25 protein-coding genes and 1 pseudogene are annotated in these 25,604 nt (G+C 71.1%); 12 read left to right on the top strand and 14 right to left on the bottom strand.

What is annotated here, in order from left to right; all coding sequences use genetic code 11:
• Positions 1-19: 19 nt before the first annotated feature.
• Both JNB50_RS01235 and JNB50_RS01240 read left to right on the top strand, forming a co-directional pair.
• Positions 20-2,572, top strand: a complete 2,553-nt coding sequence (locus JNB50_RS01235) for an ATP-dependent Clp protease ATP-binding subunit (protein WP_307794554.1) — start codon at positions 20-22, stop codon at positions 2,570-2,572.
• 156 nt (positions 2,573-2,728) lie between these two features.
• The gene (locus JNB50_RS01240; protein WP_208038286.1) at positions 2,729-5,287 is read left to right on the top strand and encodes a transglycosylase domain-containing protein; all 2,559 of its coding nucleotides are present in this window, start codon (positions 2,729-2,731) and stop codon (positions 5,285-5,287) included.
• On the opposite strand, the gene JNB50_RS01245 is transcribed toward JNB50_RS01240, so the two are convergent.
• The 4 genes from JNB50_RS01245 to JNB50_RS01260 form a co-directional block, all read right to left on the bottom strand.
• Positions 5,284-6,156: a 3-methyladenine DNA glycosylase gene (locus JNB50_RS01245; protein WP_374222232.1), complete on the bottom strand. Its 873-nt coding sequence runs from the start codon at positions 6,154-6,156 to the stop codon at positions 5,284-5,286. The genes JNB50_RS01240 and JNB50_RS01245 overlap by 4 nt on opposite strands.
• A gap of 68 nt (positions 6,157-6,224) precedes the next feature.
• On the bottom strand, positions 6,225-6,830 hold the full coding sequence (locus JNB50_RS01250; RefSeq protein WP_208038287.1) for a cyanamide hydratase: 606 nt from the start codon (positions 6,828-6,830) through the stop codon (positions 6,225-6,227).
• A 109-nt stretch (positions 6,831-6,939) separates the two neighbouring features.
• Complete coding sequence (locus JNB50_RS01255) at positions 6,940-7,968, bottom strand: alcohol dehydrogenase catalytic domain-containing protein (protein ID WP_208038288.1); 1,029 nt, start codon at positions 7,966-7,968, stop codon at positions 6,940-6,942.
• Positions 7,965-8,432, bottom strand: coding sequence for a (deoxy)nucleoside triphosphate pyrophosphohydrolase (locus JNB50_RS01260; protein ID WP_208038289.1), 468 nt, complete (start codon positions 8,430-8,432; stop codon positions 7,965-7,967). Before JNB50_RS01260 ends, JNB50_RS01255 begins: the two co-directional genes overlap by 4 nt.
• Positions 8,433-8,471: 39 nt before the next feature.
• Between JNB50_RS01260 and JNB50_RS01265 the strand changes: the two genes are divergently transcribed.
• Positions 8,472-9,014 (top strand): cysteine hydrolase family protein, encoded by a 543-nt coding sequence (locus tag JNB50_RS01265; RefSeq protein ID WP_208038290.1) that lies wholly within the window; start codon positions 8,472-8,474, stop codon positions 9,012-9,014.
• Between the two features lie 7 nt (positions 9,015-9,021).
• On the opposite strand, the gene JNB50_RS01270 is transcribed toward JNB50_RS01265, so the two are convergent.
• Positions 9,022-10,146, bottom strand: a complete 1,125-nt coding sequence (locus JNB50_RS01270; RefSeq protein ID WP_208038291.1) for a hypothetical protein — start codon at positions 10,144-10,146, stop codon at positions 9,022-9,024.
• Positions 10,147-10,512: 366 nt separating this feature from the next.
• Between JNB50_RS01270 and JNB50_RS01275 the strand changes: the two genes are divergently transcribed.
• From JNB50_RS01275 to JNB50_RS01285, 4 genes and pseudogenes are all read left to right on the top strand, one after another.
• Positions 10,513-11,469, top strand: a complete 957-nt coding sequence (locus JNB50_RS01275; RefSeq protein ID WP_307794555.1) for a helix-turn-helix domain-containing protein — start codon at positions 10,513-10,515, stop codon at positions 11,467-11,469.
• Between the two features lie 463 nt (positions 11,470-11,932).
• Positions 11,933-12,928 carry a type I glyceraldehyde-3-phosphate dehydrogenase gene (gene gap / locus JNB50_RS01280; RefSeq protein WP_208038292.1) on the top strand — a complete coding sequence of 332 codons (996 nt, stop codon included), beginning with the start codon at positions 11,933-11,935 and terminating at the stop codon, positions 12,926-12,928.
• A 135-nt stretch (positions 12,929-13,063) separates the two neighbouring features.
• A pseudogene (locus JNB50_RS25385) lies at positions 13,064-13,303 on the top strand (MBL fold metallo-hydrolase); the annotation flags it as partial.
• Positions 13,194-13,937, top strand: a complete 744-nt coding sequence (locus JNB50_RS01285; protein ID WP_279553306.1) for an MBL fold metallo-hydrolase — start codon at positions 13,194-13,196, stop codon at positions 13,935-13,937. The pseudogene JNB50_RS25385 and the gene JNB50_RS01285, both read left to right, overlap by 110 nt.
• Positions 13,938-13,960: 23 nt before the next feature.
• Here the strand turns inward: JNB50_RS01285 and JNB50_RS01290 are convergent, their stop codons facing one another.
• Positions 13,961-14,263 carry a DUF1905 domain-containing protein gene (locus tag JNB50_RS01290; RefSeq protein ID WP_208038293.1) on the bottom strand — a complete coding sequence of 101 codons (303 nt, stop codon included), beginning with the start codon at positions 14,261-14,263 and terminating at the stop codon, positions 13,961-13,963.
• A 106-nt stretch (positions 14,264-14,369) separates the two neighbouring features.
• Between JNB50_RS01290 and JNB50_RS01295 the strand changes: the two genes are divergently transcribed.
• The 3 genes from JNB50_RS01295 to JNB50_RS01305 all read left to right on the top strand — a co-directional run bounded on the left by JNB50_RS01295 (position 14,370) and on the right by JNB50_RS01305 (position 16,125).
• The gene (locus tag JNB50_RS01295) at positions 14,370-14,768 is read left to right on the top strand and encodes a hypothetical protein (RefSeq protein WP_208038294.1); all 399 of its coding nucleotides are present in this window, start codon (positions 14,370-14,372) and stop codon (positions 14,766-14,768) included.
• 69 nt (positions 14,769-14,837) lie between these two features.
• On the top strand, positions 14,838-15,464 hold the full coding sequence (locus JNB50_RS01300) for a hypothetical protein (protein WP_208038295.1): 627 nt from the start codon (positions 14,838-14,840) through the stop codon (positions 15,462-15,464).
• A gap of 13 nt (positions 15,465-15,477) precedes the next feature.
• Positions 15,478-16,125, top strand: coding sequence for a hypothetical protein (locus tag JNB50_RS01305; protein WP_208038296.1), 648 nt, complete (start codon positions 15,478-15,480; stop codon positions 16,123-16,125).
• Here the strand turns inward: JNB50_RS01305 and JNB50_RS01310 are convergent, their stop codons facing one another.
• Positions 16,126-17,565 (bottom strand): lipase maturation factor family protein, encoded by a 1,440-nt coding sequence (locus JNB50_RS01310; RefSeq protein WP_208038297.1) that lies wholly within the window; start codon positions 17,563-17,565, stop codon positions 16,126-16,128. It abuts the gene before it with no gap.
• A 76-nt stretch (positions 17,566-17,641) separates the two neighbouring features.
• Positions 17,642-18,319 (bottom strand): endonuclease/exonuclease/phosphatase family protein, encoded by a 678-nt coding sequence (locus JNB50_RS01315; RefSeq protein ID WP_208038298.1) that lies wholly within the window; start codon positions 18,317-18,319, stop codon positions 17,642-17,644.
• 143 nt (positions 18,320-18,462) lie between these two features.
• Between JNB50_RS01315 and ligD the strand changes: the two genes are divergently transcribed.
• Positions 18,463-19,485 (top strand): non-homologous end-joining DNA ligase, encoded by a 1,023-nt coding sequence (gene ligD / locus JNB50_RS01320; RefSeq protein ID WP_208038299.1) that lies wholly within the window; start codon positions 18,463-18,465, stop codon positions 19,483-19,485.
• 86 nt (positions 19,486-19,571) lie between these two features.
• On the opposite strand, the gene JNB50_RS01325 is transcribed toward ligD, so the two are convergent.
• Positions 19,572-20,642: an ATP-dependent DNA ligase gene (locus tag JNB50_RS01325; protein ID WP_208038300.1), complete on the bottom strand. Its 1,071-nt coding sequence runs from the start codon at positions 20,640-20,642 to the stop codon at positions 19,572-19,574.
• Between the two features lie 117 nt (positions 20,643-20,759).
• Between JNB50_RS01325 and JNB50_RS01330 the strand changes: the two genes are divergently transcribed.
• Positions 20,760-21,209: an SIP domain-containing protein gene (locus JNB50_RS01330; RefSeq protein ID WP_208038301.1), complete on the top strand. Its 450-nt coding sequence runs from the start codon at positions 20,760-20,762 to the stop codon at positions 21,207-21,209.
• Here JNB50_RS01330 and JNB50_RS01335 read toward each other — a convergent pair.
• From JNB50_RS01335 to JNB50_RS01355, 5 genes are read right to left on the bottom strand one after another with little or no spacing between them, the layout of a single operon-like run.
• Complete coding sequence (locus JNB50_RS01335; protein ID WP_208038302.1) at positions 21,184-22,026, bottom strand: SDR family NAD(P)-dependent oxidoreductase; 843 nt, start codon at positions 22,024-22,026, stop codon at positions 21,184-21,186. The two genes, JNB50_RS01330 and JNB50_RS01335, sit on opposite strands and share 26 nt — an antisense overlap.
• Positions 22,023-22,412: a Fe-S oxidoreductase gene (locus JNB50_RS01340; RefSeq protein WP_208038303.1), complete on the bottom strand. Its 390-nt coding sequence runs from the start codon at positions 22,410-22,412 to the stop codon at positions 22,023-22,025. The genes JNB50_RS01335 and JNB50_RS01340 overlap by 4 nt, the downstream gene beginning before the upstream one ends.
• A complete protein-coding gene (locus JNB50_RS01345) occupies positions 22,409-23,857 on the bottom strand; it encodes an NAD(P)/FAD-dependent oxidoreductase (protein WP_208038304.1) in 1,449 nt (482 codons plus the stop codon). Before JNB50_RS01345 ends, JNB50_RS01340 begins: the two co-directional genes overlap by 4 nt.
• Before the next feature lie 60 nt (positions 23,858-23,917).
• Entirely contained in the window at positions 23,918-24,703 is a 786-nt protein-coding gene (locus JNB50_RS01350; RefSeq protein WP_208038305.1) for a crotonase/enoyl-CoA hydratase family protein, read from the bottom strand.
• A gap of 19 nt (positions 24,704-24,722) precedes the next feature.
• Positions 24,723-25,580 carry an arginase family protein gene (locus tag JNB50_RS01355; protein WP_208038306.1) on the bottom strand — a complete coding sequence of 286 codons (858 nt, stop codon included), beginning with the start codon at positions 25,578-25,580 and terminating at the stop codon, positions 24,723-24,725.
• Positions 25,581-25,604: the final 24 nt, after the last annotated feature.

Genomic DNA, 25,604 nt, shown 5'->3' on the forward strand with positions numbered 1-25,604 from the left:
TTGAGAAACAGGAGATCAAGTGCCCGAGAACTTCACCCCCGACGGCGGCAGCGAGAACTCGTTCGACGAGTTCCTCTCGCGCTACCTCGCGGGCGAGCGCGCCCGCGCCGCGCGCTCCATCGACATCAGCCGCTTCCTCAGCCGGCGCACGCAGGAACTGCTCGCCGAGGCGGGCCGCTACGCCCTCGAGCACGGCCACCGCGAGCTCGACTCCCTGCACATCCTCCGCGTGATGGCGGGGGAGGAGCCGGCGGCCGACGCCATGCGCCGCATCGGTGTCGACCCGAAGGCGGTGGCCGACGCCGCCGAGCAGCGCCTCCCGGCCTCCGGCGATCCGCTCGACGCCGACGGCGCCTCGATCACCGCGTCCGCCTCGCGGGCGCTGTTCCACGCGTACCAGGTCGCCCGCGCTTCCGGCTCGACCTACATCGACCCCGAGCACCTGTTCTTCGCGCTCGTGATCGGTCAGGACGCGCCTGCCGGGCAGGTCCTGCAGGCCGCGGGTGTCACCCCCGACGCGCTCACCAGCGCGATGCGCCAGGCCTCGACGGTCGGCGCCGGCGCCGAGCCCACCGCTGCGGACACCGCGAGCGACTCCACCACCCCGATGCTCGACCAGTTCGGCACCGACCTCACCGCGCTCGCGCGCGACGGCGGCCTGGACCCGGTCATCGGCCGGCTCGACGAGATCGAGCAGACCGTCGAGATCCTGTCCCGCCGGACGAAGAACAACCTCGTGCTGGTCGGCGAGGCCGGCGTCGGCAAGACGGCGATCGTCGAGGGCCTGGCCCGCGCGATCGTCGCAGGCGACGTGCCGGAGCAGCTGCGCGACAAGAAGGTCGTCGCGCTCGACCTGGCGGGGATGGTCGCCGGTACCCGGTACCGTGGCGACTTCGAGGAGCGGCTCACCAAGCTCATGGACGAGATCAGCGCGGGCAAGGACGAGCTGATCGTGTTCATCGACGAGCTGCACACCGTGGTCGGCGCCGGAGGGTCCGGCGAGTCCGGCGGGATGGACGCGGGCAACATCTTGAAGCCCCGGCTGGCGCGCGGCGACCTCCACCTGGTGGGGGCGACCACGCTCAAGGAGTACCGCCGCATCGAGAAGGACCCGGCGCTGGAGCGCCGCTTCCAGCCGGTGACGGTCGGCGAGCCGAGCGTGGAGGACGCGGTGCTCATCCTGGACGGCCTGCGCGCCGCCTACGAGGAGCACCACGGCGTCAGCTACACACCCGACGCCATCCGTGCTGCCGTCGAACTGTCGAACCGCTACATCTCCGACCGCTTCCTGCCCGACAAGGCGATCGACCTGATCGACCAGGCGGGCGCGCGGCTGCGCCTGTCGCTGGGCAAGCGCGTCGACGCGTCCGAGCTGATGCAGAAGCTGGCGAACCTGGAGTCCGAGAAGAACTCGGCCGTGGCGAGCGAGCATTACGAGGAGGCCTCGCGCCTCCGCGACGAGATGGAGGCGGTGCAGCGTTCGATCGACGAGCTCGGCACGGCCCGGCACGCCGCGGCTGTCGACGCGGTCGTCGACGAGGCGGAGATCGCCGCGATCATCTCGCGAGCGACCGGCATCCCTGTGACGCGCATCGGCGACGCCGACCGCGAGCGCCTCGCCGCGCTCGAGTCGGAGCTGCACGAGCGCGTGATCGGTCAGGAGGACGCGGTGGCGGCCGTCGCGAAGGCGGTGCGCCGCAACCGCACCGGCCTCGGCGACGAGCGCCGACCGGTGGGATCGTTCCTGTTCCTCGGCCCGACCGGTGTCGGCAAGACCGAGCTGGCCAAGGCCCTGGCGGAGTCGCTGTTCGGTGACGACAAGGCGATGATCCGGTTCGACATGAGCGAGTTCGGCGAGCGCCACACGGTCGCGCGTCTGGTCGGCGCCCCTCCCGGGTACGTCGGCTACGACGAGGCCGGTCAGCTGACCGAGCGCGTGCGCCGCAACCCGTACTCGGTGGTGCTGTTCGACGAGATCGAGAAGGCGCACCCCGACGTGTTCAACCTGCTGCTGCAGGTGCTGGACGACGGCAGGCTGACGGACGGCCAGGGCCGCACGGTCGACTTCCGCAACGCGGTGGTGATCATGACCTCCAACATCGGCTCGGAGTTCCTGGCATCCCGCAGCGGCGCGCTCGGCTTCGTGCCGATGGGCTCCGACGGGTTCGCGTCCGACAAGGACATCCGCGACCGCGTGATGGGCAAGCTGCGGGAGGCCATGCGTCCCGAGTTCCTGAACCGCATCGACGAGATCGTGCTGTTCCGCAAGCTGGACGCCGAGCAGCTGCGCGACATCGTCCGCCTGCTGCTGCAGGCGACCGCGGGCCGCCTCGCCCACCGAAGCATCGGCTTCGATGTCACCGACGCGGCCGTGCAGTGGATCGCCGACGCCGGCTACGAGCCGGAGTACGGCGCCCGCCCGCTCCGCCGCGTCATCCAGCGCGAGGTCGACGACCGCATCGCCGAACTCCTGGTGGCCGGCGAGGTCGCCGACGGCGGCACGGTCGTCGTCGACGCGAGCGGCGAGACGCTCACGGTGCGCCCGCAGGCGGTGTTCGCGGCGGCCGCATAGCGGCCAGCGCATCCGAAACGGCACGACATGCCGCCTCCACACTCTGGAGGACGGCATGTCGTGCCGTTTCGTTTGTGCCACCCTTCCTGAAAATCCGCAAAGGGGTACTGTGCGTCTCCCAACCGCCCGCACAGCCGACCCTGGAAGCGTGGACCCGTGCCCATCCCGGACAGATTCCAGAATTCGCCGCGCCTTCAGGCGATCGACGAGCGTCTCGAGCCGTTGAAGCGGTTCGAGCTGCGTACTCCGCGCACCCGTAACCGCGCGATCGTCCAGTTCGTCGCGCTCGCGGTCGTCGCCGCCGTGCTCTCCGCACTGTTCTTTCTTCCGGGTTTCCTGGGAGCCGGCGTAGCGGCTGCTGCGGGCATCAGCGACTTCAACAAGCTCCCCGCAGATCTGAACATCCAGCAGTTCGCCCAGAACTCGACGGTGTTCGCCACCACCGGCGGCAAGCCCGTGCCGATCGCCCAGTTCTACGCGCAGGACCGCAAGGACGTCGGCTGGGACGGCGTCGCGCAGGTCGTCAAGGACGCGACGACCTCCGCCGAGGATCCGCGGTTCTACAGCGAGGGCGCCGTCGACCTCTTCGGCACCGTGCGCGGTGCGCTCTCGACCGTCGTCGGGGGAAGCGTGCAGGGCGGGTCGTCGATCACGCAGCAGTACGTGAAGAACGTCGAGGTCGAGAAGTGCGAGGCGCTCACCGACCAGAAGAAGGTGCAGGCCTGCTACGCCGACGCCGCCGGCGTCACCCTGCAGCGCAAGGTGCAGGAGATGCGGTACGCGGTCGGCCTGGAGAAGAAGTACAGCAAGCAGGCCATCCTGCTCGGCTACCTGAACGTCGTCGGTTTCGGCGGCCAGGTGTACGGCATCGAGGCCGCCGCCGAGTACTACTTCAACACGACGGCGGCCCAGCTCACCCTCCCGCAGGCGGCGACGCTGGTGGCGATCGTCAACAACCCCTCGAACCTGCGCATCGACCAGCCGAAGAACAAGGACAACGGCGCGGCCAACGGCTACGCGCTGACGAAGGACCGCCGCGACTACGTGCTCGACCGCATGTACATCAACCACAAGATCACGGCGGCCGACCGGGACGCGGCCAAGAAGACCGCGATCACGCCGACGATCGCCCCCGCGAGCTCCGGGTGCGCCACCGCGGCGAGCTACAACGCGGCGTTCTTCTGCGACTACGTGCGCGACGTGATCCTGAACGACCCGGCGTACGGCAAGACAAGTGCCGATCGTTGGGGCACCCTGAACCGCGGCGGCCTGAAGATCTACACGACCCTCAACCTCGACCTGCAGGGCGTCGCGCAGCAGTCGCTGTCGAAGTACATCCCGGCCTCCCGTTCCGGCATCGACCTCGGCGCGTCCAACGTGTCGGTGGAGGTCGGCACCGGCCGCATCGTCACCATGGTCGAGAACCGCGCGTTCAACAACACCGACCAGGCGCAGGACGGCACGACGGCGGTCAACTACAACACCGATGAGGCCTTCGGAGGGTCGGAGGGCTTCCAGACCGGGTCCACGTTCAAGGCGTTCGACCTCGCCGGCTGGCTGGAGGGCGGCCACAGCCTCTACGAGACCGTCGACGCCTCCCAGCACACCTTCCCGATGTCCGACTTCTCGAGCAGCTGCGGCACCGTCTCCGGGCCGCCGTGGCCGGTGTCCAACGACGAGGGGTCCGCGAGCCGGCTGTCGGTCATGTCGGCGACGGCCGAGTCCGTCAACACGGCGTTCGCCATGATGGCGACCAAGACCGACCTGTGCTCGATCCTCAAGGCGGCGCAGAACCTGGGTGTCCACCCCGCCAAGACCGGCGACCAGCTCAACTCGTACCCGTCGATGATCCTCGGGACGAACAACATCGCACCGCTCACGATGGCGACGGCATACGCGGGGATCGCGAACGGCGGCACGGTCTGCACGCCGATCGCGATCGACAAGGTGATCAACGCGGACGGGACGCCGCACAAAGTCAGCCCCTCGACGTGCACGCAGGGCCTGCCGAAGAACATCGCGTCCGGCATCGCCTACGCGCTGCAGGGCGTCATGCGCGGCGGCGGGACGGCGGCCAGCGCCAACCCATACGACGGCACCCCGATCATGGGCAAGACGGGAACCACCGACAACTCGCTGCAGAACTGGATGATCACCTCGACCACGAAGGTGGCCCAGGCGACCTGGGTCGGCAACGTGTCAGGCAAGACCCCGCTGCGCAGCTTGTCCTTCGACGGGATCAACGGCGGCAACGTCAAGTTCTCGATCGCCAAGCCGATCCTGAAGGCTCTCGACGCGCTCTACAAGGGTGATGCCTTCCCGAAGCCGGACAGCTCGGTGCTCTACGGAAGCCAGGTGTCCATCCCGGACGTCGCGGGCAAGACGACGGACCAGGCGACCCAGCTGCTGCAGGCCCTCGGCCTCTCGGTCACGGTCGACCCGACCCCGGTTGCAAGCGACCAGCCGGCGGGGACTGTCGCCGGGACCGACCCGTCGGCCGGCTCGACGGTCGACGGAGGATCGAGCGTGACCATCCAGCTCAGCTCGGGCCAGCCGGCCCAGGGGCCGTCGACCGGCACCCCGACGCAGCGGCCGACGAACGGCAACGGCGGTGGGAACGGCAACGGCGGCGGCGCAGGCGGCGGCACGGGCACGGGCGGCTTGACCGGCGGAGGCGGCACCGGGACGGGCGCGGGCGGCGGCAACGGCGGCTAGCAGGCGTCGCGCTCGGCGTCGCCGCCGAGCCACGCGCCCAGCATGCGGGCGCGCAGCGCGTTCGACCGCTCGGCGAACGCGCGCTGGCGGCGCACGTACTCCGCCTTGCCCTCCGGTGTCTCGATCCGTACCGGCTCGGCGCCCCACGGCCGCATGTCGTAGGGGGAGGCCTGCATGTCGAGCAGCCGGATGTCGCGGGCGAGTTCGAACGTGTCGAGCAGCAGTTCGCCCGGGACGAGCGGACCCAGCTTCATCGCCCACTTGTAGACGTCCATCCCGGCGTGGAGGCAGCCCGGCTGCTCCAGTTCCGGCTGGGTCTCGCGCGTCGGCGCGAACCGGTTGAGCGGCACGGCGTCCGGTGTGAAGAAGCGGAACGCGTCGATGTGGGTGCAGCGCAGCTCGCCGGCCTCCACGACGGCATCGGTCGCGGCCTGCCCGAGGCGGAGCGGCACGTCGTGGCGGTGCTCGCCCTGCCGGTAGACCATCGCCCACTCGTGGAGGCCGAAGCACCCGAACCGGCCGGGCCGCGCCGCGGTGGAGCGCAGGATCCGCTCGACGGTCGCCAGCTGCGGCGCCTTCTCGGCCTCCATCGCCGCGCGATCGACCACGAGGGATCCGGGCGTCGACCCGTCGGTGTACCAGCGCCACGACGCGCGCGGATCGTCGGCGGCGTCCAGGAGTTCGACGCCGGGGCCGGGATGCCAGCGCCGGAGCATCGCAGGAGAGTATGAGTAGTACGTGAAGAGGAAGTCCTCGACCGGGTGCTTCTCTCCGCGCGACGCGCGGGCGCGATGACCGGCGGTGAGCGCGTCGGCGCGCTCGGCGTGCGCTGCGGCGCGGGCGCGCCACTGCCCGGGCGGCAGCTGCACGGTCTGCCGCTGCGCGGCGCGCTCGACGGTCGGAGGCGGGAAGGTCACCAGTCGAGGATACGTGCCCCTCAGCCGAGCGACTCCAGGGGGTTGCGCCGCAGCTTCTCGGCGACGCCGCGCTCCACGATGCGGTGTGCGGCCGTCGTGGGCTTGCGCGCCGCCTGATCGGTGACGCACGCGGTGAACTCGGCCGCCAGGTCGAGCCGCGGGTGGACCGCGACGACCTCGCGCAGGAACTCCCGCGGCAGGACGTCGGGACGCACGCCGGAGATGTCGAGGGCCGTCGCGACCTCCAGCAGGTGACCCTCCGGGTCGAGCGCGGGATCGACGTCCGGCCAGTTGTGCCGCACGATCACCTCGTGCACCCTGGTGCGCCGCTCCGGCCCCCACCCGGCGCCCGCCGTCAGTGCCCTCGCGACGTGACCGCCGGCGTCCTCGTAGGCCAGGGTGTGATTGTCGAACGCCGGGACGATCCCGATGTCGTGCAGCACGGCCGAGACATACAACAGCTCGCGGTCGATGCCGTGCAGGCCCTCCACGGTGGCGAACGCCTCCGCCCACACCCACGACCGGAGCACGTGGTTCAGGAGCGAGGGCGTGTGGTACTCGCTGGCCAGCTCGAGGGCGGCGCGGGAGGCGGCGGAGTCGGGAACGGTGATGTCGGCGAGGCGCATGCCACCATCCTGCCGCGACGCACCGCACAGATCCGGCCCGCCGCCGCCGAATTCCCGCCGACTTCGCGGGCGCGGTAGTGCCACATTTGCGGCAAACGTCGGGGAGTCGCTACGCGCGCGTCGGGTCGAGCACCGTGATGCCGGCCGCCGGCTCGGTCAGGGGGAGGAGGCGTGCGGCCTCCGCCAGCCCGACGGTGCGGCCGACGAGGGTGTCGGGGCGCAGAGCGCCGGAGGCGACGAGCGCGAGCATTGCCGGGTAGTCGGCCGCGGCCATCCCATGGCTGCCCAGCACGTCGAGCTCCCACGCGATCACACGGTCGAGCGGAAGCACGGGCAGACCGCCGGCGAGGAGGCCGATCTGCACGTGCCGGCCGCGTCGGCGCAGCGACAGCACGCCCGCGACCGCGGTCTCCGCCGAGCCGACGGCGTCGACCGCCACGTGGGCGCCGCCCGAGGTCAGCTCGGCCACGGCCTCTGCGACGCCTGGACCCGCCTGGAGGGTGTGCTCCGCGCCGACGCGGGCCGCGGCCGCCAACGCGGCGGGGGAGCGGTCGATCACGATCGGCCGCGCGCCGAGCGCGCGCGCGATCGCGACGGCGCTGAGGCCCACCCCGCCTGCGCCGTACACCGCCACCCATTCCCCGGGACCGAGCCCGGCGCGCGCCGTCAGCGCCCGGTACGCGGTGGCGAACCGGCAGCCGAGTGCCGCCGCGGCCGCGTCGGGGAGTCCGTCGGGCAGCGCGACCAGGTTGAGGTCGGCGGCGCGCACGACGACGAACTCGGCGTGCGATCCCGCGTGCGTGAATCCGGGCTGCGTCTGGTCGGGGCAGACCTGCGCCTGGCCGGCCCGACACCATTCGCAGTGCCCGCAGCCGTTGACGAACGGCGCGGTGACGCGGTCGCCTGCGCGCCAGCGTCCGACACCGGCGCCGACGGCCTCCACGACCCCGGCGAACTCGTGGCCCGGAACGTGCGGGAGGTGCACGGTGTCGTCGTGACCGGCCCACGCGTGCCAGTCGCTGCGGCACAGCCCGGACGCGGCGACGCGGATGAGCGCTCCGCCGTCCGGCACCTCGGGCACCGGCAGTTCGGCGACGGTGATCGGCCCGGAGAATGCTTCGTAGTACAGCGCTTTCATGTCGGCTCCTCGTCTGTCGACTCCTCGGTCGCTCCCGCCGTCGACCTCCCCGCAGCCGCCGCAAGCTCCTCCCACGGCAGCGCGCCGAGCACCGCGACCGCCGGCAGGTCCGCCGGCGCCCAGTCGAGCTCGGCGAGTGCACCAGGGCGTCGCCATTCCAGCGCGTCGTGATCCGTGGAGGACACCGGAGGCGGCCCGGCGAGCGTCGCCGCGTAGCAGGCGAGATCGACGGACCCGGTGACCGTCCGATCGAGGAGCGCGCCCACACGCACGGCGACTCCGAGCTCCTCGCGCAGTTCCCTGGCCAGGGCCTCCTGCGGCGTCTCGCCGGCCTCCACCTTGCCGCCGGGGAACTCCCAGCGCCCCGCCGCATCCTTGTGCGCCGCCCGGCGGCAGGCGAGTACCGAGTCGTCGTGCACGATCACGGCGGCGACGACCACGACGGGGAGGGCGGAGGTTGGCACTGTCCCATCCTGCCCTGCCGAGGGTGCGAGGATGGTCGGGTGACCGACACGAACCCGACCGTCCTGCTCGTGATCGACCTGCAGAAGGGGGTGCTCCCCGGGTGCGCCGACGCCGACGGCGTCGTCGAACGGACGGCGATGCTCGTCGACCGCGCCCGTTCCGCTGGCACCCCGGTCGTCTGGGTGCAGCACGAGGCGGAGGACCTCCGGTGGGAGAGCGCACCGTGGCAGCTCGCGGACGGCCTGGTTCCCGCACCGGGCGAGCCGCGGCTCCGCAAGGAGTACCGGGACGCGTTCGCCGGCACCGACCTCGACGAGGTGCTCGAGTCGTTCGACGCGACCCGCCTGGTCGTCGCCGGCGCCCAGAGCGATTTCTGCATCCGCACCACGACGCAGAGCGCCGCCGTCCGCGGCTACGACGTCGTGCTCGTCGGCGACGCGCACACGACGACCGATGCCGAGTGGGAGGGCGTGACGATCACCGGAGAGCAGATCGTCGCGCACACGAACCGGTACTTCTCCGGCCTGCGCTATCCGGGCCAGGAGTTCGCGGTCGCGACGGCGGCCGACGTGGAGTTGTGACCCGCCCTCACACCGTCCACCGCAACTCGATGAGCTGGTGCGCGTCGCTGAGGTAGAACACGTTCTGCGTGCCCTCGTCGACCTCCACGAACGCGACAGGGCCGCCGACGATCGGCGGAGCGCCGACGAGGGCACCGATGTCGTTGGTGTGCCAGGCGTCCTCCCGCCACCACAGCTCGTGGACCATCTCGTCGTGCCCTGTGTAGATCACGTGCTGGGTCGCCACGGGCTGGAAGAGTCCTGCCTCGAACGCGTAGCCCGCCGGGCTGGAGGTCGGAAACGGTGCGGCGGCGCCCGCCGCGACCGTGAGGTCGTTGTGGTGCCAGCCGTCGGCCGCCCACCAGAGCTCGTGGAGGTGGCCGTCGCCTCCGACGTAGTCGATGTGCTGCGTGCCCTGGTCGCGGAACACGTAGCCGGTCACAGTCTCTGCGTCGCTGGATACCGGCGCTCCAGTGATCGCGGTGAGGTCGCCCCAGTGCCAGCCCGAGCCGTCCTCCCAGAGCTCCACGATGTGACCCTGCTCGGTGCGGTAGAGCACGTGCGCGGTCTTCTGGTCTTCGAACGCGTACCCGGTGGGGGCCGCATCGCCGGCGCACAGGGGAGCTCCGATCGATGTCGTCAGGTCCGCGTCGTGCCAGCCGTCGCCCGTGTTGCGCAGCTCGTGGACGCCGCCTCCGCCGATCGCCCGCGCGTGGTAGACCACCCGCTGGCAGCCGTCGTAGAAGGTCTCGTACCCGAACGGTTGCGACAGCGTGAGGGGCGCGTTGCCGGCGGCGGTCAGGTCGTTGTGGTTCCAGCCGTCGTCCTCCGTGTACCAGAGCTCGTGCACGCGGCCGTCGAGCCGCAGCCCCTGGTAGACCACATGCTGCGAGCCCTGGTGCGCCCAGATGTAACCCTTGGCGTTGGTGCCGACCGGGAACCCGTCCGCCTCGGCGACCAGGTTCTTCACGTTCCAGTCGTCGCCCCCGCTGCAGTACAGCTCGTAGAGCTGGCCGTCGCCCCCGGCTGTTGGGGTGTACCCCTGGAATACGACGTGCCGCGTGGACTGCGCGAACAGCCACGCCGTCGGCTGGTAGACGGCGAGCGGCGCCCCGGAGGTCGCCGTCGTGAGGTTGGTGAAACTCCATCCCATTGTTTCGTTCGTTCGTTCGTTCGTTCGTTCGTTCGGGCGTCGGCGTCGGGAGTCGGCGTAGACAGGATCCAGAGTAGGCGTGTCGCGGGCTCTGCGGGCTGCCCGGATTCGGCCGGAGACCCCGCTCTGCTGAGCTCGGGCTGACCTCCGTCCCGACGCCTCAGACGCGCGGCGAACGGCCCGACCGCGCTCGCCGATACCGGGTCTGTCCTGGGAATCGGCGGCCCCGTCGCTGCGGTGCTGCTCATCGCCGTCGGCGCGCTCATCCTCGTCCTGCGCCGGCGGGTCCGCGCCTGTGCGTCGGGGCGCGGCGGCGAGCCGCCTGCGTCGCCGCCTCGGTCGCCGCAGCGACGCTAGCCTGATCCTGTGTCCGACCGTCTGCATCGCGTTGCCGTCCTCGTGCTCGAGGGCGCGAAGCCGCTCGACGTCGGCATTCCCGCGCAGGTCTTCACCACGCGCGCGAGCATGCCATACGAGGTGCGCGTGTGCGGCGCGGCCCCCGGCCTCGTCACCGGCGGCGACGGGCTGTCGTACCACGTGGCGCACGGACTGAGAGCACTGGAGTGGGCCGACATCGTGTTCCTGCCCGGCTACCGTCACCCCGACCGCGAGGACCCACCGCAGGCCGTGGTCGACGCGCTGCTCGCCGCCCACACCCGCGGCGCCCGGCTGGCGGCGATCTCGACCGGCGCGTTCGCCCTGGCCGCCACCGGCCTTCTCGACGGCAAGCGCGCGACGACGCACTGGCACTACACGCGCGCGCTCGCCCAGCGGTACCCGCAGATCCGGGTGGACGAGAACGTGCTCTTCGTGGACGAGGGGGAGGTGCTGACGTCCGCCGGTGCGGCCAGCGGAATCGATCTCTGTCTGCACGTGCTCCGCGGCGACCTCGGCATCGCGGCAGCCAACCACGCCGCCCGTCGTCTGGTGGCCGCGCCCTACCGCAGCGGAGGCCAGGCGCAGTACGTGCCGCGCAGCGTCCCCGAGCCGCTCGGCGAGCGGTTCGCCGCCGTCCGCGAGTGGGCGCTGCACCGGTTGGGGGAGCCGCTCTCGCTCGACCTCCTCGCGCAGCGCGCCGCCGTGTCGCCGCGCACGTTCTCGCGCCGCTTCGTGGAGGACACCGGGTACACACCGATGCAGTGGGTCATGCGCGCCAGGATCGACGTCGCCAGGGAACTGCTGGAGCGCTCGGAGCGCAGCGTCGAACAGATCGCCGCCGACGTGGGGCTCGGCACCGGGGCGAACCTGCGGCTGCACTTCCAGCGCATCCTCGGCACGACGCCCAGCGAGTACCGCCGCACCTTCGCCGGCACCGACGACTGACCTCCGCGACATTCGTCACGAATCCCAACATTCGTGGCACGAATCCCGACATTCGTGACGAATCCCCGACGCTGCCGTTCGCCGGAGGGGTCGCGACATTCGTGACGAATCCGAACATTCGTGCCACGAATCCCGACATTCGTGACGAATCCGAACATTCGTGCCACGAATCGCGACATTCGTGACGAATCCCCGACGCTGCCGGCTGGCGAAGAGGTCGGGACATTCGTGACGAATCCGAACATTCGTGCCACGAATCGCGACATTCGTGACGAATCCCCGACGCTGCCGGCTGGCGAAGAGGTCGGGACATTCGTGACGAATCCGAACATTCGTGCCACGAATCACGAGATTCGTGACGAATCTCGGCGCTGGCGGGAATCTTTCGAACGGTGGCGTTCACGCCGCTGGTGGGGGAGGGCGCCAGGGCGGAGGCTGGGTGCGATCGAAAGGATTCCCCCGCATGACCCGCATCGCCATCAACGGATTCGGCCGCATCGGCCGCAACGTGCTCCGCGCCCTCCTGGAGCGCGACAGCGACCTCGAGGTCGTCGCCGTCAACGACCTCACCGAGCCCGCCGCCCTCGCGAAGCTGCTCGCGTTCGACTCCACCGCCGGCCGTCTCGGCCGTCCCGTCTCTGTCGACGGCGACGTGCTCGTGGTCGACGGCCGCCGCATCCGCGTGCTCGCCGAGCGCGAGCCGGCGCAGCTTCCGTGGGGCGAGCTGGGCGTCGACATCGTGCTCGAGTCCACCGGCCGCTTCACCTCCGCGACCGCCGCCCGCGCCCACCTGGAGGCTGGGGCCAAGAAGGTGCTCGTGAGCGCGCCCGCCGACGGTGCCGACGTGACCCTCGCCTTCGGCGTGAACACCGACGCCTACGACCCCGCCGTGCACACCATCGTCTCGAACGCCTCCTGCACGACGAACGCCCTCGCCCCGCTCGCTGCGGTTCTGGACGACCTGGCCGGCATCGAGCACGGCTTCATGACGACCGTGCACGCGTACACGCAGGAGCAGAACCTGCAGGACGGTCCGCACCGCGACCCGCGTCGCGCCCGCGCCGCCGCCGTCAACATCGTCCCCACCACGACCGGCGCCGCCAAGGCGATCGGCCTGGTGCTGCCGAACCTCGACGGCAAGCTTTCCGGCGACTCCATCCGCGTGCCCGTCCCGGTCGGCTCGATCGTCGAGCTGAACACCGTGGTGTCGCGCGACGTCACCCGCGACGAGGTCCTCGCGGCCTACCGCGCAGCCGCGGAGGGCAAGCTGGCAGGTGTCCTCGAGTACTCGGAGGACGCCCTGGTCTCGTCTGACATCACCGGCAACCCGGCGTCGTCGATCTTCGATTCCGAGCTCACCCGCGTCGACGGCCGCCACGTCAAGGTGGTCGCCTGGTACGACAACGAGTGGGGCTTCTCGAACCGCGTGGTCGACACCCTCGGCCTGCTGGCCGGCTGAGATCGACTGCACGACGGGCCGCGCATCCTCGGGTGCGCGGCCCGTTCGCGTGCGCGCGTCGTCCGCTAGCGTGAGGGGATGACGTCTCCCGTCCCCGAGCCGGTGGCGCACGGCGTGCGGAGGGTGCGCGTCCCGATGCCGCCGGGCACCGGCCTTCCGTTCAGCAACGCCTACCTGATCGACGACGTCGACGGGCGCGTCCACGTCGTGGACCCCGGCTCACCGACCGCGGAGGCGGTTGCGGCATTGGAGGCTGCGATCGGCGATGCCGAGGTGGGCTCCGTCGTCATCACCCACCTCCACGCAGACCACGCCGGGGGCGCCGCCGCGCTGCGCGCCCGAACCCGGTGCCCGCGTGCTGCTGCACGAGCGCGAGCGGGCCGCGCTCGGCCGCATCGCCGCCGGCGTCCCCGCCCCCGACCTCGACGCCTGGGGTGTGCCCGAGAACCGCCGGCCCGAGCTCCTCGCCGCCGCAGCGGTCCCGACCGTACCGGCCGCCGCGCTCGACGAGGTGCTGGACGGCGTGCTGGTGGACGCACAGCTGCTCGACGTCCCCGGCCGCCGGCTGCGCGTGGTCGGAACGCCCGGCCACACCGACGGCCACCTCTGCCTGCACGACGAGGAAGCCGGCCTCCTCTTCACGGGCGATCACATCCTGCCGTCCGTCAACTCCGGTCTCGGACTGGGCGGACCCGTCGACACCAATCCGATCGCGGTCTACCTCGCCTCGCTCGACCGCACAGCCGCGCTCGACCGCGGCACCCTTCTGGCGCTGCCCGGCCACGAGAACCCGTTCACGGGCGTGCGCGAGCGCTGCGCCGCCCTCGCCGCCCACCACCGGCGCCGCACCGACGACGTCGCGGCGAGCAGCGGCGCGACGGTATGGGAGGTCGCCTCGGGGCTGACCTGGACGGGCGGTTGGGACGCCCTCGCCGGCTTCACCCTGCTGTCGGCTTTGCGTCAGACCGCTCAGCACCTCGAGCTCGTGAGCCGTCGGCGCGGGCTCTGAACCGCAGGCAAGCGATCCAGGCCCTACAGCATCGTCTCCACACCCAGCGCCACCCGGTCGCCCGCCCCGACACCTTCGCGGCGGCGCACCTCGCCCTTGATCGCGACGACATACGCCCCGTCGGCGCTCTCGGGGAACACCGACGTCGACCAGCGCGACCGGCCGAGCGTGACCATCACCTTGACCGAGCCGAACCCTGCGGGCGGGTGCGGCTGCAGCCGGATCTCCTCCGACACGTCGTCGGGGAGCCGGGCGAACACCCAGACGTCGCGCCGAGCCTCCCAGCGGAACAACTCCGTCTCGAACTCGTAGCGCACGCCAGCCATTGCTCCAGCCTCCCACGGCCCACCGACATCGGCCGCCGCGAACGGCGACCCTGTCCTGGCCGCGACCACGCGCGCTATCCTCGCAGCACAACGTCAGGAGGACCCTGTGCCCAACCGTCCCGGTTCCGTCACCTTCGTGGCCGTGCTCGCCTACCTCAACGGAATCCTGAACATCATCGGCGGCGTGGTCACGTTGTTCACGCGCACCTCGATGGTGCCGTCGTCGGACGCAGGGGCGGTGGCCGGGATCACGACCTCGGCGATCCTGGCGATCATCCTCGGCATCGTCATCCTGATCGTCGCGCGCGGGTTGTTGAACGGCAGCCGGTTCGCGCGCGGGCTCGTGACCGTCGTCATGATCCTCAACGCGATCAGCGGCGTCATTCTGCTGTTCAGCCTGCAGTTCTTCAGCGGGATCCTCGAGATCCTGTGGGCGATCGTCATGCTGGCGCTGCTCTACACGCGACGCGCGAACGCGTTCTTCGCTGCGCGTACGTCCGGCTAGCCCCGATCGGTGAGAATGGAGGAGGCGCCGACGCCGGCGCCTCCCACGACCGACCGAAAGGCTGTGGCCATGCGCTGGCCCGACTGGCTCAGGAAGCGCACCGTCAAGACGGTGCGCACGCGTCCCTTCGACGAGGACGCCCTCCCGGAACCCGCCGCACCCACGCTCGAGCAGACCGTCGAGGAAGGTATGCTGCTCGCGGAATACGCCACCCGGATGGCCGTCAAGAACCACATCGTCGTGGACACACTGCAGTACGGCAACGACTTCGACCCCGCCCGGCACACCGGGGAGGCTGCGCACATGCTGCGCGAGCTCGCGTCGGAGCAGGGGGAAGCAGCCGGCCGCATCGAGGAGGACCTGGAGGCCGCGCAGGGCCTGCGCGGCGACGCGATGCATCCGCACGACTACCGTGACATCGACGTCGCGAACCTGAGACTGCGCCGCGACGCGGCGGTCGCCCTCGCGAGCGCTCTGCGTGCGAAGGCCGACTCCGAGGAGGAACTCCTCGCCCTGGTGGAGCGCGGCCGCGTCGACGCCTGGGACGAGGTGGGCCGCGCCATCGAGGCCGGGCTCGACGCGTTCTCGGGCGTGGAGGCGCTGCGCTCCGACTACGAGCGCGAGAAGCCCGCCCGCCTCAAGCTGCTGATCTGGCGCGACCTCGCGCGACTCCAGGAGGAGCGGACGGGGTACTGAGAGGATGGCGCCTGTGCGGGCAGCGATTGGGCGGATGTGGCGACGACGGCGCGGACTCGGCGGCGAATTCGACGAACCGGAGTCGAGCGACCGCGCACGGCTGCTGAGCACTCGCTGGAACGAGATCTGGCCCGGGAGCGAGCCCGCAGGTCACCTCCTGCGCTCTACATACCCGGAACGCTGGGTGCGCTTCCACAGTTTGCCGGACGGCAAGCGATACGCAGAGACCGCCGCTGAGTCCGACGTGATCCTCGACCGCCACCTCGCTGTCCTTCGCGATCTCCTCCCGGAGAACGAGAGCCCTAGGCTTCTGCTCATCGCGCAGGAGTGGGATCGTGCCGATCTCGCAGGAGGGTGGACACGCACCACAGCGGTGGCATGGTGGCCGTGGCGCACGCACACGGAGCCGGACGGGGACGAGTTCCCATCGCCCACCACCTACTTCTGGGCGGCCGACGTCGGCACGCCGACCGACCTCGTGCCCCTCCTCCGCCTCGTGGCAGACGATCGGGCGCACCTCCTCGTGGCACCGCCGTCCCTCGAGTGGATCTACGCGCCCTACGACGGCGGAGCAGACATCCTGTTCACCGACCTCTCACGTCGGGGCACCCTCGCGGCGGCGCACTCGGACTGGCTCTCGCCTCGCCCCGACGGCCTCTGATCACCCCCGCAACCCCACCGGCGGCACCAGCGTTCCCACCTCCGACCGCACCCACCGCGCGCCGGTCAGGTGCTTCTCCTCGCGGGTCGCGAACCGGTACAGGTACATCCGCGCCCGCACCGAGCGGGGAGGGCGGCCCGCGAACGGGTCGAGGCGCAGCAGGCGCAGGGTGGGGCGGTCGGCCTCCAGCAGCCGCAGCAGGAACACCTCGAACCACGGGGAGTCCCGGGAGCCGAGGGCGAGGAACCACATCAGCCAGTCGAGGCGGAGGTGGTACGGCGCGAACTGGCGCGGCAGCCTCCGCAGGTCACCCGGTTTGCCTTTGAAGCCGTACTCCAGCCAGCGTGCGGCCGGGTCCTGAGGGTCGTCCTCCGTGCCCTCCACGATCACCTCGAATCGTTCCTTCGTCACGCTGCCGAAAGCGCCGTAGGCGTTGACCAGGTGCCAGCGGTTGAAGCTCGCGTTCATCAGCTGGCGGCGGCGGAACAGGTTGCGCAGCGGCCACCAGCTGAGTGCCACCAGGAGCGCGCTCGCGAGCAGCGCGACGACGGCGTACCAGACGGGCACCTCCGGGGAGCCGATGCCGCCGGTCAGCGCCCCTCCCGTCAGCCACCGCCAGGCGCCGTCGCTCACGCCGGCGAACGCGAGCACGATCGTGATCCAGTTGAGCCAGGCGAAGTTGCCGGTCGCCACCAGCCAGAGCTGCGTCAGGATGACGACCGCCGCCGCGATGCTCGCGACCGGTTGCGGCAGGAACAGCAGCCACGGCACGAACAGCTGCGCGAAGTGGTTGCCGAGCACCTCCAGGCGATGCCACCACTTCGGCAGCAGGTGCGCCGTGCGGCTGAGCGGGTTCGGCATCGGCTGCGTCTCATGGTGGTAGTACAAGGCCGTCAGGTCGCGCCAGGAGCGGTCGCCGCGCATCTTGATCATCCCGGCTCCGAACTCCAGCCGGAACACCAGCCAGCGCACCAGGATCACGATCGTGATCGGGGGAGCGGTGTCCCACGAGCCGAGGAAGGCCACTGTGAACCCGGCCTCGCAGATCAGGCTCTCCCAGCCGAACCCGTAGAAGGTCTGCCCGATGTTCACGATCGACAGGTACAGGAACCAGACGATCAGGAACACCGGGACGAACACGTACGACGGCGTCAGCTGCAGCACGCCGACGACGACGAGCGCCGAGAGCGCCGCCCCGGACCAGACGACGGCGCGCAGCAGGCGGTCGGAGTACCTCAGCCGGAACAGCGTCGGCTGGCGCCGGGCATAGGCGTTCCGCAGAAACCGGGGCGCGGGCAGGAGGCCGTGCTCGCCGAGCAGCGCGGGGAACTGCGCAACCGCCGACAGGAACGCGACGACGTAGAGTGCGGCGACGCCGCGCTGCAGGATCTCGCGCGCGATCGTGTAGTCGGTGCCGGCCAGCCAGCCCAGCGCATCCATCGGTCATCACCTCGACGCGGTCGCGGTATGCCCGACAGCGTACGCCCGCAGCCGGGTGGTGGGACCAGCGGCCGTTCTACGCCGCGAGTTCGGCGTCGAGCCGGATGGCGCGGTGGTCGGAGGCTCCGGCGGGCAGCACGTCGACGCGCTCCACGTCGAAGCCGGTGGAGGTCACGAAGTCGAAGTACCCGGTGAAGAACTTGTAGCGCAGGTACGTCGGTTCGTCGCTGCGGTTGAGGGTGAAGCCGGCCGTGGTGAGATGGCGCTCCAGCCCCCGGATGAACCACGGGTAGTTGAAGTCGCCCACCATGATCGCCGGGGTCTCGGGAGCGAGCGAACGCATCCCCTCGTGTGCTGCGGCGATCTGCTTGCGCCGCAGCGAGTTGGAGGCCGTCAGCGGGGCGGCGTGGAACGAACCGACCAGCACGCGCTCGCCGGAGTCCCTGTCGCGCAGCAGAGCAGCCAGCAGCCGCTCGTTCGCGGGCGCGAGCACGCGGTCGTGGATCGACTTGTGCACGGCGAACACCTGCGTGTCGAGAACCTCGTAGCGCTCGTCGCGCACGTAGACGGCGAGACCGAGACGGTTGGCACGCGTCGCATCAGCGAGCTGGAGGTCGTGCAGCCGGGGTGCGAGCATCTCGCTGTCGCACTCCTGCAGGCAAAGCGCGTCGACGTCGTACGTCTTCGCGATGTCTTCGAGCTCGTGACCGGCCGCGTGCTTGCGCAGGTTGTAGCTGATGATCCTCAGGGCCACCCACCTCCTCGCACTGTTCGGGTCGTCCACGGGCGGACACCGCTCATTCTGGCCCACTTCTCAGAGGGTCGAACGCGGACCTCCCGCATCCCACACGGAATTCACACCCTGGTCATCACCCGTTGGGCCGGTACGGTGGTCGCATGGCAGGCGATGCAGTCGTACTCACCGTCCCCGGTCCGCACGGCGACAGGGAGGTTCGCATCTCGAGTCCCGGGCGTGTCCTGTACCCCGAGCTCGGCATCACCAAGCTGGACCTCGCGAACTACATCGTGGCGGTCGGCGACGCGTTCGTGCGCGCCAACGGCGACCGCCCGCTGTCGCTGCAGCGCTTCCCCGAGGGGATCGATGGCGAGGAGTTCTTCTCCAAGAATCCGCCACGCGGCACCCCCGACTACGTGCGCTCGGTGCCGGTGGTCTATCCGAGCGCGCGCTCGCATCCGCAGCTCGTAATCGACGAGCCGGCGGCCGCGGTGTGGGCGGTGCAGATGAACACGATCGTCTTCCATCCGTGGCCGTCGCGGGCCGAGGACTCCGACAACCCCGACCAGCTGCGCATCGACCTCGACCCGCAGCCGGGCACCGGGTTCGCCGACGCCGTGCCGGCCGCGATCGAGTTGCGCGCGGTGCTCGCGGAGGTCGGGCTGGAGGCGTACATCAAGACGTCAGGCAACCGCGGCCTCCACGTGTTCGCGCCGATCGAGCCGGTGCGCGAGTTCCTCGACGTGCGGCACGCCGTGATCGCCGCGGCGCGTGAGCTGGAGCGCAGGATGCCGGATGCGGTGACGACCGCCTGGTGGAAGGAGGAGCGCGGCGAGAAGGTGTTCGTCGACTTCAACCAGGCCAACCGCGACCGCACGATGGCGGGCGCGTACAGCCCGCGCGCGCTGGCGCACGCCCCGGTCTCGACGCCCGTCACGTGGGAGGAGCTGACGCAGGTCGACCCGCGCGACTTCACCGTGCTCACCGTGCCGGAGCGCCTGCGCACCGTCGGCGACCCGTGGCAGGACTTCGGCGAGCGCACCGGCCAGATCGACACTCTGCTGGACTGGTGGCAGCGCGACCTCGAGAACGGTCTCGGCGAGCTCCCGTTCCCTCCCGACTACCCCAAGATGCCCGGCGAGCCCCCGCGTGTGCAGCCCAGCCGCGCCAAGAAGACCGAATAGCCATCGCTTCCTCACTTTCTCCCGCGTTTCGCCGGCGTGTTGCGGGAGGAAGTGAGGAACGGATTGCTGCGGTCGGGCCGGTGCCGTCAGCTCAGGACGTCGGCGAGGTCGTAGGCGATCGGGCGGTCGAGCTGGTCGTAGGTGCAGGAGGCCGCGTCGCGGTCGGGACGCCAGCGCTCGAACTGCGCGGTGTGGCGGAAGCGCATGCCCTCCATCTGGTCGTAGCGCACCTCCAGCACCCGCTCCGGGCGCAGCCGCACGAACGACACGTCCTTGCTGGAGGAGAACCTGCTGCGGTCCGTCGCGCCGGTCACGGCCGCGCCGCTCTCATCGCGCTCGACCAGGGGCTCCAGTTCGTCCACGAGCTCCAGCCGCACCTTGTCGCTGAACGCGGAGACGCCCCCGACGTTGCGCAGCACGCCGTCGTCGCCGTAAAGCCCGACGAGCAGGGATCCGACGCCGCGACCGCTGGTGTGCACGCGGTAGCCGAGCACGACCACGTCGGCCGTGCGGTGGTGCTTGATCTTGAGCAGAGTGCGCTTGTTCGGGGTGTAGGGGCCGGCGAGCGGCTTGGCGACGACGCCGTCGAGGCCGGCGCCCTCGAACTCGACGAGCCACCTCCTGGCCAGGTCGACGTCGGTTGTCGTGCGGGTCAGCTGCAGCGGCGCGGGGAGGTCGCCGGCGAATTCCTCCAGTGCCGCGCGCCGCTCCGCGAACGGCCGGTCGAGGTACGACTCGTCGCCGAGGCCGATCAAGTCGAACGCCACGAAGGTGGCCGGGGTCTGCTCGGAGAGCAGGTTCACCCGGCTGGCCGCGGGGTGGATGCGCTGCGACAGCGCCTCCCAGTCCAGGCGCTGGCTGCCGGGCTCCCCTGACGGCACCACGATCTCGCCGTCGAGGACGCACGGCGAGGGCAGGAGCTCGCGGAAGGCGGCGACCAGTTCGGGGAAGTAGCGCGTGAGCATCTTCGAGCCCCTGCTCCCGATCTGCACGTCGCCGATCGTGCCGTCGCCGGCGTCGGCAGCGTAGACGATGGCTCGGAAGCCGTCCCACTTCGGCTCGAAGCTCAGGCCGCCGGCCACGGCGTCCTGATCGGGGACGGCGGGGACGGCCTTGGCGAGCATGGGAGCGACGGGGGAGTCCGCGGTGGGGAGCATGTCTCGATCATGCCGTGCGCGCTCGAGCATCGGAAGGGCGCCCGAGTAGGGAATCGGCTGCGCACCGTCATGCGTGAGGACGAAGGTTAGGTAAGCCTGACCTATACTCGAAGTGAGATGTACCGACCCGACCACGCCGCCCACACCGCCTCGACCGCGCACAACGACGACCGCGTCCAGTTCCTGGTGGTCGGCGACGAGACCTCGCTCACCGAGCTGGAGGCCGAACTTGCGCTCCTTCCCCTGTGCGCGCGCGGGCGCGTCTTCGTGGAGGTCGGCGAGCCGTCCGAGATCGTCGCGCTCGCCGCGCCGATCCGCATGACGGTCACCTGGCTGGTGCGCTCCGTGCGCTCCGGCCGGCCCGGCACGGCTGAGCGCTGCGCGCCCGGTGAGGCGGCGACGCGTGCCGTGCAGGCGTGGGCCGCCGAGATGCTGTGCGAGGGTCCGGGCAACACCCGTGCGGTCGTCACCGGCTCCTGGGCGCTCACCACCGAGGTGGGGGAGCACCTGGTCGAGGTCGTCGGGATGGCGCCCGACGCCGTCAGTCGGCCGTCAGGCTCTCGCTGATCGTCCACAGGTCGCGGCCGAGCTGGGCGTCCTTCGCCTGTCGCGCCGTGCGGCCGTTGGCCGTGAACCGGTCGAAGTAGGTGCCGGTCGGAGCACCCACCGCTGCGGGGCCGGCGAGTCGCTCAAGAGGTGCCGCCCCGACCTCCGCCGTGACCCCATACCGTCCGCCGGTCACGGCGTTGCCGAACCGGACGAGCGGAGAGCTCGCGCCGAACCGGGTCGCCACGGTGCCGGGGTGGAACGAGTACGCCGTGACGCCTGTGCCGGTCAGCTGCTCCCCGAGTTCGACGGCGAACAGGATGGTCGCGAGCTTCGACGTGCCGTACGCCCGCCAGCCGCCGCGCCAGGGGCGTCGCTCCCAGTCCAGATCGTCGAGGCGGAGCCGTCCGAACTGGTTGGCCATGCTGGCGGTCGAGACCACACGCACGTCCCGCCCGGTCGCCGCCGTCTCCACGAGCCGGGGCCGCAGCAGGCGCGTGAGCAGGAACGGCGCCAGATGGTTGAGCTGGATGGTCCTCTCGTGGCCGTCGACCGTCAGCCGACGGTCGTGGTACAGGCCGCCCGCGTTGTTGGCGAGCACATCGATGCCGTCGAACCGGCGCAGGAGGTCCGCCGCGAGCGTGCGCACGTCGTCGAGCCGCTCGAAGTCCGCGACGAACGGCGTCGCGCCGATCCGGTCGGCGACCGCCCTGGTGCGCTCGGCGTCGCGGCCGACCACGGCGACGCGGTCGCCGCCCGCGGCCAGCCGTTCCGCCGCGACCGCGCCGATCCCGGAGCTCGCCCCGGTCACGACGATCGTGCGCGCCGTGTCGGTCATCGGTACCCGCCCTTCTCGAGGCCGGCCTCGATCTCGAATCGATTGCGGAGCGGGTCGCGTCCCGCGAGCAGGTAGAGGAACGGGAACAGCATCCCGTAGCGCTGCCACTGCCGCTTGTGCACGACCTCGTGCTCGAGCACGTCGTCCGTCACGTTCTGGTCGGTCAGATAGCACCCGCCGACGCACGACCCGCCGCGCCCGAACGTGCGCTTCGGCATGCCGCGGAACACGAAGAGCCCTGCACGTCGTTCGACGCGTCCCGTGCTCCAGACGAACCCCCAGAGGAAGCCGACCGTCGTCGCGTAGAGGTAGCCGAGCCGGCTGATCGGCGAGTCGAGGAACAGGGAGGCGAGAGGGCCGTCCGGGCGCGGCTGGGTCGCCGTCACTTCTGGGGACGCCCGTACGCTTCGAGGAGGCGCAGCCAGACCTCGCTGATCGTCGGGTACGACGGCACGGCGTGCCACAGCCGGTCGAGCGGAACCTCGCCGACGACGGCGATCGTCGCCGAGTGCAGCAGCTCGCCGACGTCCTGCCCGACGAACGTCGCACCGAGCACGACCTGCCTGTCCTCGTCGACCACCATCCGGGCCGTGCCCGAGTAGTCGTCGGCCACCACGTACGCTCCGCTGACCGAACCGATCGGGTAGTCGACCACCCGGATGCGGTACCCCGCTTTCTCCGCCTTCGCTGCGGTGAGCCCGACGGAGGCGACCTCCGGCTCGGTGAACGTGACCTGCGGGACGGCCTGATGGTCAGCGGTCGCGACGAAGGCTCCCCACGGAGCGAGCGACACCTCCCGGCCCTTCGCGCGGGCGGCGATGGCGTCGCCGGCCGCGCGCGCCTGATACTTGCCCTGGTGCGTGAGGAGCGCCCGGTGGTTCACGTCGCCGACGCCGTACAGCCAGCCTCCGTCGACCGGTTCGCCGTGCGCGTCGAGCACGCGCATGCTGTCGTCGACGGTCAGCCAGGCGCCGTCCTCCAGCCCGAACGCGTCGAGGCCGAGACCCGACGTCCGCGGCAGCCGGCCGGCCGCCACCAGCAGCTCGTCCGCCTCCACCACGCTGCCGTCGCCCAGGTGGATGCGGAAGCCGTCGTCGACCGTCCTCTCGACGGACTCGGTCGTGACGTCCAAGTGCAGGTGCGCGCCGAGCTCCTTCAGGGAGGCGGCGACCTGTTCGCCCGCGAACGGCTCCTCTGTTCCGAGGAGGCCGCTACGCGCGATCAGGTGCACGTCGGTGCCGAACCCCGCGTACGCCGTCGCCATCTCGGTGCCGACCGTGCCGCCGCCGAGGATCGCCAGCGACACCGGCACCCGCTGCACGCTCGTCGCGTCGCGGCTCGTCCACGGTTCGCTCTCGCGGAGGCCGGGGATGTCGGGGAGCAGCGCCGCCGACCCCGTGCACACCGCCACCGCGTGCCTGGCTGTGAGGACGGTGACCGTTCCGTCGTCGGCGGTCACGGTGACCTCCTTGGCCGCGGTGATCGTGGCCCAGCCGCGCACCAGGTCGATCCCGGCGCCGCGGAGCCACTCGACCTGGCCGTCATCCTTCCAGTCGCTGGTCATGTAGTCGCGGCGCCGCAGCACCGCTTCGACGTCGAGGGGGCCGGTGACGGCCTCCCGCGCACCGCCGACCCGCTGCGCCGCGCGCAGTGCCGCCGAGGAGCGCAGCAGCGTCTTGGAGGGGATGCACGCCCAGTAGGAGCACTCGCCCCCGACGAGCTCGGCCTCCACGATCACGGTGCGCAGACCGCCCTGCGCGGCCCGGTCGGCGACGTTCTCACCGACCGCCCCCGCTCCGATCACGATGACGTCGTATTCGACTGCGGACATGTTTCGCTCCTGTCGTTTGCGGGATGAGGGCGTTCGAGTCTGATGCGGAGCGTACGCCGATCAGCGGCCGACGAACTCGGCCGGGGTGCGCGTGAGGAAGGCCTGCATTCCGATCCGGGCGTCCTCGCTCGCGGCGAGGCGCGCGAGCGTCGGCTGCAGCTGCGCCTCGGCGGCGGCGTCGCCCTCCCGCACCGCCGTGAAGGCGCTCGCGAGGGTGGCCTGCACGGCGAGCGGCGCCTGGGCGGCGATCCGTTCGGCGATGGCCAGTGCCGTGTCGAACTGCTCGCCGTCGTCCACGACCTCCTGCACCAGGCCCATGCGGTAGGCCTCGTCGGCGTCGAACATGTCACCGGTGAGGATGTAGCGCATGGCGTTGCCCCAGCCCGCCGTGCGCGGGAACCGGATCGTCGCCCCACCGAACGGCAGGATGCCGCGCGCGACCTCGATCTGCCCGAACCGCGTCGAGCGGGCGGCGACCGACACGTCGGAGGCGAGCATGAGCTCGATGCCGAGCGTGAGGCAGATGCCCTGCACGGCGACGACCACGGGCTTGGTCCGCTGCCGTCCGGAGACGCCCCAGGGGTCGACACCGGTATCGGAGACGAACGACAGGCCGTCCGGGCCGACCCGTGGACCGACATCGGCCAGGTCGAGGCCGCCGGTGAAGTGGTCGCCGACCGCGTACACCAGCGCCGCGCGGATCTCGGGATCCCGTTCGAGTTCGCCGTACGCCTCGGCGAGGCCGCTCAGGAGCTCGAAGTCCGCCGCGTTGCGCTTCTCCGGCCGGTTGAGACCGATGAGGAGGACGTGCCCGCGTCGTTCGGTCAGGATTCGGGGTTCGCTCATGTCGCCAACGCTACCGGGCTCAGCCGACGTCGCGGAGGGGGCCGGTGAGCGCACCGAGCACGCGGAGGATCACCGGCAGATCGCGACCGGCGGCCTCCGGCGACTCCGGCGCGAACTCGGTAATCGCGGCGCCGACGAGCTCGAACCTGGCACGCAGCGCCCTGATGGCGTCCGACAGCTGCTCCGGGCTGACCCCGAACGGCTCGGGGAAGCCGATGCCGTCGACCGCCGCGGGATCGAGCACGTCGAGGTCGATGTGGAGGTAGACGCCCGAGGCGCCGGTGGCCTCCACCGCTGCGACGAGCGTCTGCGGGTCGGCGAAGCCGTCCGGGCCGACCACCCGGATCCCGATGCGGTCGACGAAGGCCGACTCGCCGTCGTCGAGTGCGCGGGTTCCCGCGAGCACCAGCTGCTCGTGGTGGAGGCGCGCGGGTCCGGTGGCCGCGAGTCCGTCCGGCCCATCGCCGAGCAGGGCGCGCACCACCATGCCGTGGAAGGCTCCGGACGGCGAGGTCGAGACGCTGTTGAGGTCGCCGTGCGCGTCGAACCAGACCACGGCGACCGAGCCGGCGGGATGCGACGCGACAGCGTGCTGCACGCTCGCCAGGTCGGCGGCGCAGTCGCCGCCGATCGTGACGATCGGCGCCTCCAGCACTGCCAGTTCGGCCTCCGCCAACTCGCGGACCAGCGTGAGCGACGAGTAGCGCAGCACACCGGTGCCGAGCGCCTCGCCGGCAGCCGCGGGAACGGCCACGCTGTGGGTGGCCGTCGTCGGGAGGTCTCCGCGGATGGCCTCGGCGCCGTCGATCAGCCGCATGGCGCGTGACGAGCCGGAGCCCTGCCACTGGGGGACGACGAGGAACGAAGCAGGGCTCATCCTCTCTCCTTCCGTTCGGGTGCG

Origin of the sequence: Leifsonia sp. TF02-11 (assembly GCF_017565305.1) — a bacterium.
Classification (GTDB): domain Bacteria; phylum Actinomycetota; class Actinomycetes; order Actinomycetales; family Microbacteriaceae; genus Leifsonia.

What these genes read in the sequence shown, in the direction of transcription:
- JNB50_RS01250 (WP_208038287.1), bottom strand. Translation starts at nt 6,830, where the DNA reads ATGCGCCTCGCCGACATCACCGTTCCCGACTCCGCCGCCTCCCGCGCC.
- JNB50_RS01270 (WP_208038291.1), bottom strand. Translation starts at nt 10,146, where the DNA reads ATGGGATGGAGTTTCACCAACCTCACGACGGCGACCTCCGGGGCGCCG.
- JNB50_RS01290 (WP_208038293.1), bottom strand. Translation starts at nt 14,263, where the DNA reads ATGGCTGGCGTGCGCTACGAGTTCGAGACGGAGTTGTTCCGCTGGGAG.
- ligD (WP_208038299.1), top strand. Translation starts at nt 18,463, where the DNA reads ATGGCAGGCGATGCAGTCGTACTCACCGTCCCCGGTCCGCACGGCGAC.
- JNB50_RS01355 (WP_208038306.1), bottom strand. Translation starts at nt 25,580, where the DNA reads ATGAGCCCTGCTTCGTTCCTCGTCGTCCCCCAGTGGCAGGGCTCCGGC.
- JNB50_RS01335 (WP_208038302.1), bottom strand. Translation starts at nt 22,026, where the DNA reads ATGACCGACACGGCGCGCACGATCGTCGTGACCGGGGCGAGCTCCGGG.
- JNB50_RS01330 (WP_208038301.1), top strand. Translation starts at nt 20,760, where the DNA reads ATGTACCGACCCGACCACGCCGCCCACACCGCCTCGACCGCGCACAAC.
- gap (WP_208038292.1), top strand. Translation starts at nt 11,933, where the DNA reads ATGACCCGCATCGCCATCAACGGATTCGGCCGCATCGGCCGCAACGTG.
- JNB50_RS01300 (WP_208038295.1), top strand. Translation starts at nt 14,838, where the DNA reads ATGCGCTGGCCCGACTGGCTCAGGAAGCGCACCGTCAAGACGGTGCGC.
- JNB50_RS01345 (WP_208038304.1), bottom strand. Translation starts at nt 23,857, where the DNA reads ATGTCCGCAGTCGAATACGACGTCATCGTGATCGGAGCGGGGGCGGTC.
- JNB50_RS01285 (WP_279553306.1), top strand. Translation starts at nt 13,194, where the DNA reads ATGCCGAGGTGGGCTCCGTCGTCATCACCCACCTCCACGCAGACCACG.
- JNB50_RS01350 (WP_208038305.1), bottom strand. Translation starts at nt 24,703, where the DNA reads ATGAGCGAACCCCGAATCCTGACCGAACGACGCGGGCACGTCCTCCTC.
- JNB50_RS01310 (WP_208038297.1), bottom strand. Translation starts at nt 17,565, where the DNA reads ATGGATGCGCTGGGCTGGCTGGCCGGCACCGACTACACGATCGCGCGC.
- JNB50_RS01255 (WP_208038288.1), bottom strand. Translation starts at nt 7,968, where the DNA reads ATGAAAGCGCTGTACTACGAAGCATTCTCCGGGCCGATCACCGTCGCC.
- JNB50_RS01325 (WP_208038300.1), bottom strand. Translation starts at nt 20,642, where the DNA reads ATGCTCCCCACCGCGGACTCCCCCGTCGCTCCCATGCTCGCCAAGGCC.